Origin of the sequence: Isoptericola sp. NPDC060257 (genome assembly GCF_042726645.1) — a bacterium.
GTDB classification, from domain to species: Bacteria; Actinomycetota; Actinomycetes; order Actinomycetales; family Cellulomonadaceae; genus Isoptericola; species Isoptericola nanjingensis.
Window position 1 is genome coordinate 1 of the sequence record NZ_JBHXAW010000307.1, and the last position, 5,156, is coordinate 5,156.

Genomic DNA, 5,156 nt, shown 5'->3' on the forward strand with positions numbered 1-5,156 from the left:
GCTTCCGCACGATGACGGTCTCGTCGCTCATCGCCGGCACGTACGCGCCGCCGGCCGTGCACGAGCCCAGCACGGCCGAGATCTGCGGGACGCGCGCCGCCGACAGCCTCGCCTGGTGGTAGAAGATCCGGCCGAAGTGGTCGCGGTCGGGGAACACCTCGTCCTGCCGGGGGAGGAACGCGCCGCCCGAGTCCACGAGGTAGACGCACGGCAGCCGGTTCTCCAGCGCGATCTCCTGCGCCCGCAGGTGCTTCTTCACGGTGAGCGGGTGGTAGGTGCCGCCCTTGACGGTCGCGTCGTTGCAGACCACCATCACCTGCCGCCCGCTCACCAGCCCGATGCCGGCGATGACGCCCGCGCCCGGCCAGGCCCCGTCGTCCACGCCGAACGCCGCGAGCGGCGCCACCTCGAGGAACGGGCTGCCCTCGTCGAGGAGCCGTGCCACGCGGTCGCGCGGCAGCAGCTTGCCGCGCGAGACGTGCTGGTCGCGGGCGCGCCGGGTGCCGCCCTCCGCGGCGACGGCGGTGCGCTCGCGGAGCCGGTCCGCGAGCGCCCGCTGTGCCTCGTCGTTGGCGCGGGCGGCGTCGGCGCGGGCGTCGACGGCGGAGTCGAGGACGGTCACGCGGGCTCCTCTCCCTCGGGGACCGGGCCGGGGGCGTCCCCGCCCAGCAGCAGGGCGAGCGCCGGGTCGGCGAGCACCGCCCCCAGCTCGGCGAGGAAGCGGGCGCCCTGCTCGCCGTCCACCACACGGTGGTCGAACGTGAGGCTGAGCGTCGTCACCTGCCGCAGCGCGACCTCGCCGTCGTGCTCCCACGGCCTGCGCGCCATCTGGCCGAGGCCGAGGATCGCGGGCTCGCCCGGGTTGAGGATCGGCGTGCCCGAGTCGACCCCGAAGACGCCGATGTTCGTGATGGTCAGCGTCCCGTTCATCAGCCGCTCGGGCGTGGTCCGGCCGGCCCGCGCCGTCGCCGTGAGGTCCGTCAGCGCGGCGGCGAGCCCGGTGAGCGACAGCGTGTCCGCGGCGGGGACGTGCGGCACGACCAGCCCGCGGTCCGTCGCGACGGCGATGCCGAGGTTCACGTGCGCGGACCGCACGATCTCCGCCTCGCCGTCCGGCAGGTCGACCCAGCGGCTCGTGAGCGAGGGGTGCTGCGGCAGCAGCGCGAGGACGGCGCGCGCCACCAGCGCGAGCACCGTGATCCGCTGACCGCCCGCCATCGGGTGCGTCTTGAGCCGGGCCAGCAGCTCCATGCTCGCCGTGACGTCCACGGTGAGGAACACCGACGCCTGCGGCGCCGCCGCGCTCGCGACCATCGCCGCCGCCGTGCGCCTGCGCACCCCGCGCACGGGGGTGCGCTCCTCGCTCGTGCCCGTCGCGGCGACCGTCGTCGTGCCCACGGGCGCCGCCGTCGCGTCCGACGACGCCGACTCGACGTCCTCGCGCGTGATGCGCCCGTGCGGGCCGGTCCCCGTGACCGTGGCGAGGTCGATCCCGTGCTGGCGTGCCAGCGCCCGCACGACCGGCGTCGAGCGCGGCCGTTCCCCGTGCCCGTCCGACGACGTGGCGGACGCGACCCCGTTCGCGGAGGCGGCCGGGGCCCCCGTCGTCGCGGCGGGAGCCGAGCCGGCGACCGGGGCGTCGTCCCGCCGCCGTCGCCGAGCCGGGCGTCCCGTGCGCGCAGGCCGCGCGCCGTACCCGACGAGGTTCGGCTCCGGGCTGTCCTCCCCCGCCGAGACCGTCGAGCTCTCAGGACCAGGGGCAGGTTCCGGTGCGCCCGGTCCGGACAGGTCGAAGGTGACCAGCGGCTCGCCGACCTCGACGGTCTGCCCCTCCTCGGCGTGCAGCACCCGCACGACGCCGGCGCACGGCGACGGCAGCTCGACCAGCGCCTTGGCGGTCTCCACCTCCGCGATCACCTGGTTGAGCTCGACGGCGTCGCCCACGGCCACGCGCCACTCGACGACCTCGGACTCGGTCAGCCCCTCGCCCAGGTCGGGCAGCTTGAACTCGCGCGTCGCCATCACGCTCCCACCTCCACGCCGGCACCCGACGCAGGCACCCGGCCGAGCACGCGGTCGACGGCGACGAGCACGCGGTCGAGGTCGGGCACCTGGTTGCCCTCGAGCTTCGCGGGCGGGTACGGGATGTCGTAGCCGGTGACGCGCGCGGGCGGCGCCTCGAGGAAGTCGAAGCAGCGCTCGGTGACCGACGTCGCGATCTCGGCGCCGACGCCGGCCTGCCGCGGCCCCTCGTGCAGCACGACGAGCCGCCCGGTGCGCCGCACGGACGCCGCGATCGTGTCGTGGTCGATCGGGGACAGCGAGCGCAGGTCGATCACCTCGACCGAGACGCCCTCGTCGGACGCCGCGGTGGCGGCGTCGAGCGCCGTCGCGACGTGCGAGCCGAACGTCACGAGCGTGACGTCGTCGCCCGGCCGGACCACCCGCGCGGTGCCCATCGGCGGCGCGTCGTCGAGCGGCAGGTCCGCGTCCACCTCGCCCTTGACGTGGTAGAGCCGCTTGGGCTCGAAGAACACGACCGGGTCGTCGCAGGCGATCGCCTGGCGCAGGACGGTCGACGCGTCCTGCGGGTTCGACACCGACACCACGCGCAGCCCGGCCGTGTGCACGAAGTACGCCTCCGGAGACTCGGAGTGGTGCTCGGCGGCGCCGATGCCGCCCGCGACGGGGATGCGGATCGTCACGGGCAGCCTCACCTTGCCGTTCGTGCGGGCGTGCATCTTGGCGAGCTGGCTGACGATCTGGTCGAACGCCACGTAGACGAAGCCGTCGAACTGGATCTCCACCACGGGCCGGTAGCCGCGGTACGCGAGGCCGACGGCGGTGCCGAGGATGCCGGACTCCGCGAGCGGCGTGTCCACCACGCGGCGCGGGCCGAACTCCACCTGCAGCCCGTCGGTCACGCGGTACACGCCGCCGAGGCGGCCGATGTCCTCGCCGAGCACCATGACGGCCGGGTCGTCGGTCATCGCGCGGCGCAGCCCGGCGCCGAGCGACTTGGCGAGGGTCAGGGTCTGGGTGGTCATCGGTCGGCCCTCTGTCCGGCGTCGCCGCCCGTGGTGTCGGTGTCCGTGTCGGCGAAGCCCGCCAGGTAGGCCGCATGCTCCGCCCGCTCGGCCGCCACGGTCGGGTGCGGCTCGGCGTACACGTGGTCGAAGACGCTCAGCGGCGGCGGGTCCTCCAGGGCGACGACGCCGGCCCGCAGCTCGGCGGCGACGGCGTCGGCCGCGGCGCGCACCCGCGCCTCGTCGTCGTCGGCGAGCAGGCCGCCCGCCCGCAGGTACGCGGCGAGCCGCGCGACCGGGTCGCGCTCGGCCCAGGCGTCCAGCTCGGACGCGTCGCGGTAGCGGGTGGGGTCGTCGGCGGTGGTGTGCGGGCCCATCCGGTAGGTCACGGCCTCGACGAACGTCGGGCCCCCGCCGGTGCGCGCCCGGTGCAGCGCCTCGCGCGTCACGGCGAGGACGGCGAGGACGTCGTTGCCGTCCACGCGCACGCCGGGGACGCCGAAGCCGTCCGCCCGGCGCACCAGCGGCACGCCCGACTGCAGCGTCACCGGCTCGGAGATCGCCCACTGGTTGTTCTGGCAGAACAGCACCAGCGGCACCTGCCACGTCGCCGCGAAGACGAACGCCTCGTTGACGTCGCCCTGGCTCATCGCGCCGTCGCCGACGTACGCCACGACGGCGGCCGTGCCGTCGTCGTCCACGTCGACGACGCCGCGCTCGACGTCGGCCTGGATCCCCAGCGCGTAGCCCACGCCGTGCAGGGCCTGCGCGCCGATGATGACCTGCGGCGTCGCCATGTTCACGGCGTACGGGTCCCAGCCCGACGCGGTGATGCCGCGCCACACGCGCAGCAGGTCCACGGGGGCGACGCCGCGCTTGCGGGCGACGGCGTGCTCCCGGTAGCTGGAGAACACGAAGTCGTCGGACCGCAGGGCGGCGGCCGAGCCCACCTGGGCGGCCTCCTGCCCCTGCAGCGGCGGCCACAGCGCGAGCTCGCCCTGCCGCTGCAGCGCCGTCGCCTCGGCGTCGATGCGCCGGGCCACGACCATCTCCTCGTACAGCGCCAGCAGCGCCGCCCGGGCGTCGTCCGTGCCCGCGTCGACATCCGTCAGCCAGCGGTCGAGCGCCGGGTGGGGGTGGCGCACGCCCTTCTCGTCGAGCAGGCGGAGCGGGACGTCGCCCGGCCGCGCCGCGCTCGTCGTGCCGGCCGCCGTCGTGCCCGCGCTCGTGGTGCCGCTCGGGCTGCCGTTCGTGCTGTCTGTCGTCGTTCCGTCCGTCGTACCGGACGCCGTCTCCGCCCGCGCTGCACCCGCTCGTGACAGGTCGTCGCGGGACGTCGAACCCATGGTGCTGGGCATCGTCGCCTCACCTCGCGTGTCGCCGGCCGCTCCGCGTCGAGCGCCGGATACCGCGAACGTAACGCCGCTCACAGAGTGCGACCAGCACCCCGCGACACGTTGAGCAGAGTGCTCAGGCCGGCCCCGTTAGGCTGGTCGATGTGCGCAGCTACGACGCCGTGGACCTGAGCCTCCTGACGGCCCTCGCCGACGACCCGCGGGCCACCGTCGCCGCCCTCGCGGAGCGCCTGCGCCTGTCCCGGAACACGGTGCACGCGCGGCTGACCCGGCTCGAGGAGTCGGGCGCCTTCCTCGACTTCGACCGCCGCATCAACCCCGCGGCCCTGGGTCACCCGCTGACGGCGTTCCTCGAGGTCACCGTGCGCCAGCGCGAGCTGCCCGCGATCGTCGACCGGCTGGCCGAGATCCCGGAGGTCGTGCAGGCGTACGGGCACAGCGGCGCCGCCGACCTCCGCGTGCACGTCGTGTGCCGGGACACCGACCACCTGTTCCGCATCGACGCCGCCATCCTCGCCATCGACGGCGTCGAGCGCACCGAGACGTCCCTGTCGATGGGCGAGCTGATCCCCTACCGCATCCGACCCCTCATCGAGGCCGCACGGCGCTCGCTCTGACGGGGTCCCAGCACGGCCTGTTCATGCCGCGCTGGTGAACACCGCACCGGAGTCCGGCGAGACCGACGGGCTGCCGGACGTCGCGGCGCTGTACGGCTTCCTGCGCGACCACGAGGTCAGCGACGTCGGCACGCTCACCGTGCACGACCTGGAGGCCG

5 protein-coding genes are annotated in these 5,156 nt (G+C 75.2%); 1 reads left to right on the forward strand and 4 read right to left on the reverse strand.

Annotated features, from left to right (window positions below):
* From ACFWEK_RS18750 to ACFWEK_RS18765, 4 genes are all read right to left on the reverse strand, one after another.
* Window positions 1–622, reverse strand: a 622-nt coding sequence (locus tag ACFWEK_RS18750; protein ID WP_430555017.1) for a carboxyl transferase domain-containing protein, incomplete at its 3' end; no start/stop codon positions are given.
* A complete protein-coding gene (locus ACFWEK_RS18755) occupies window positions 619–2,022 on the reverse strand; it encodes a dihydrolipoamide acetyltransferase family protein (protein WP_430555020.1) in 1,404 nt (467 codons plus the stop codon). The genes ACFWEK_RS18755 and ACFWEK_RS18750, both read right to left, overlap by 4 nt.
* On the reverse strand, window positions 2,022–3,047 hold the full coding sequence (locus ACFWEK_RS18760) for an alpha-ketoacid dehydrogenase subunit beta (protein WP_430555018.1): 1,026 nt from the start codon (window positions 3,045–3,047) through the stop codon (window positions 2,022–2,024). The genes ACFWEK_RS18755 and ACFWEK_RS18760 overlap by 1 nt, the downstream gene beginning before the upstream one ends.
* Window positions 3,044–4,384 (reverse strand): thiamine pyrophosphate-dependent dehydrogenase E1 component subunit alpha, encoded by a 1,341-nt coding sequence (locus tag ACFWEK_RS18765; protein WP_430555019.1) that lies wholly within the window; start codon window positions 4,382–4,384, stop codon window positions 3,044–3,046. The genes ACFWEK_RS18760 and ACFWEK_RS18765 overlap by 4 nt, the downstream gene beginning before the upstream one ends.
* A 140-nt stretch (window positions 4,385–4,524) precedes the next feature.
* Here ACFWEK_RS18765 and ACFWEK_RS18770 point away from each other — a divergent pair, with 140 nt between their 5' ends.
* Window positions 4,525–4,998: an Lrp/AsnC family transcriptional regulator gene (locus tag ACFWEK_RS18770; RefSeq protein WP_430547689.1), complete on the forward strand. Its 474-nt coding sequence runs from the start codon at window positions 4,525–4,527 to the stop codon at window positions 4,996–4,998.
* Window positions 4,999–5,156 lie beyond the last annotated feature (158 nt).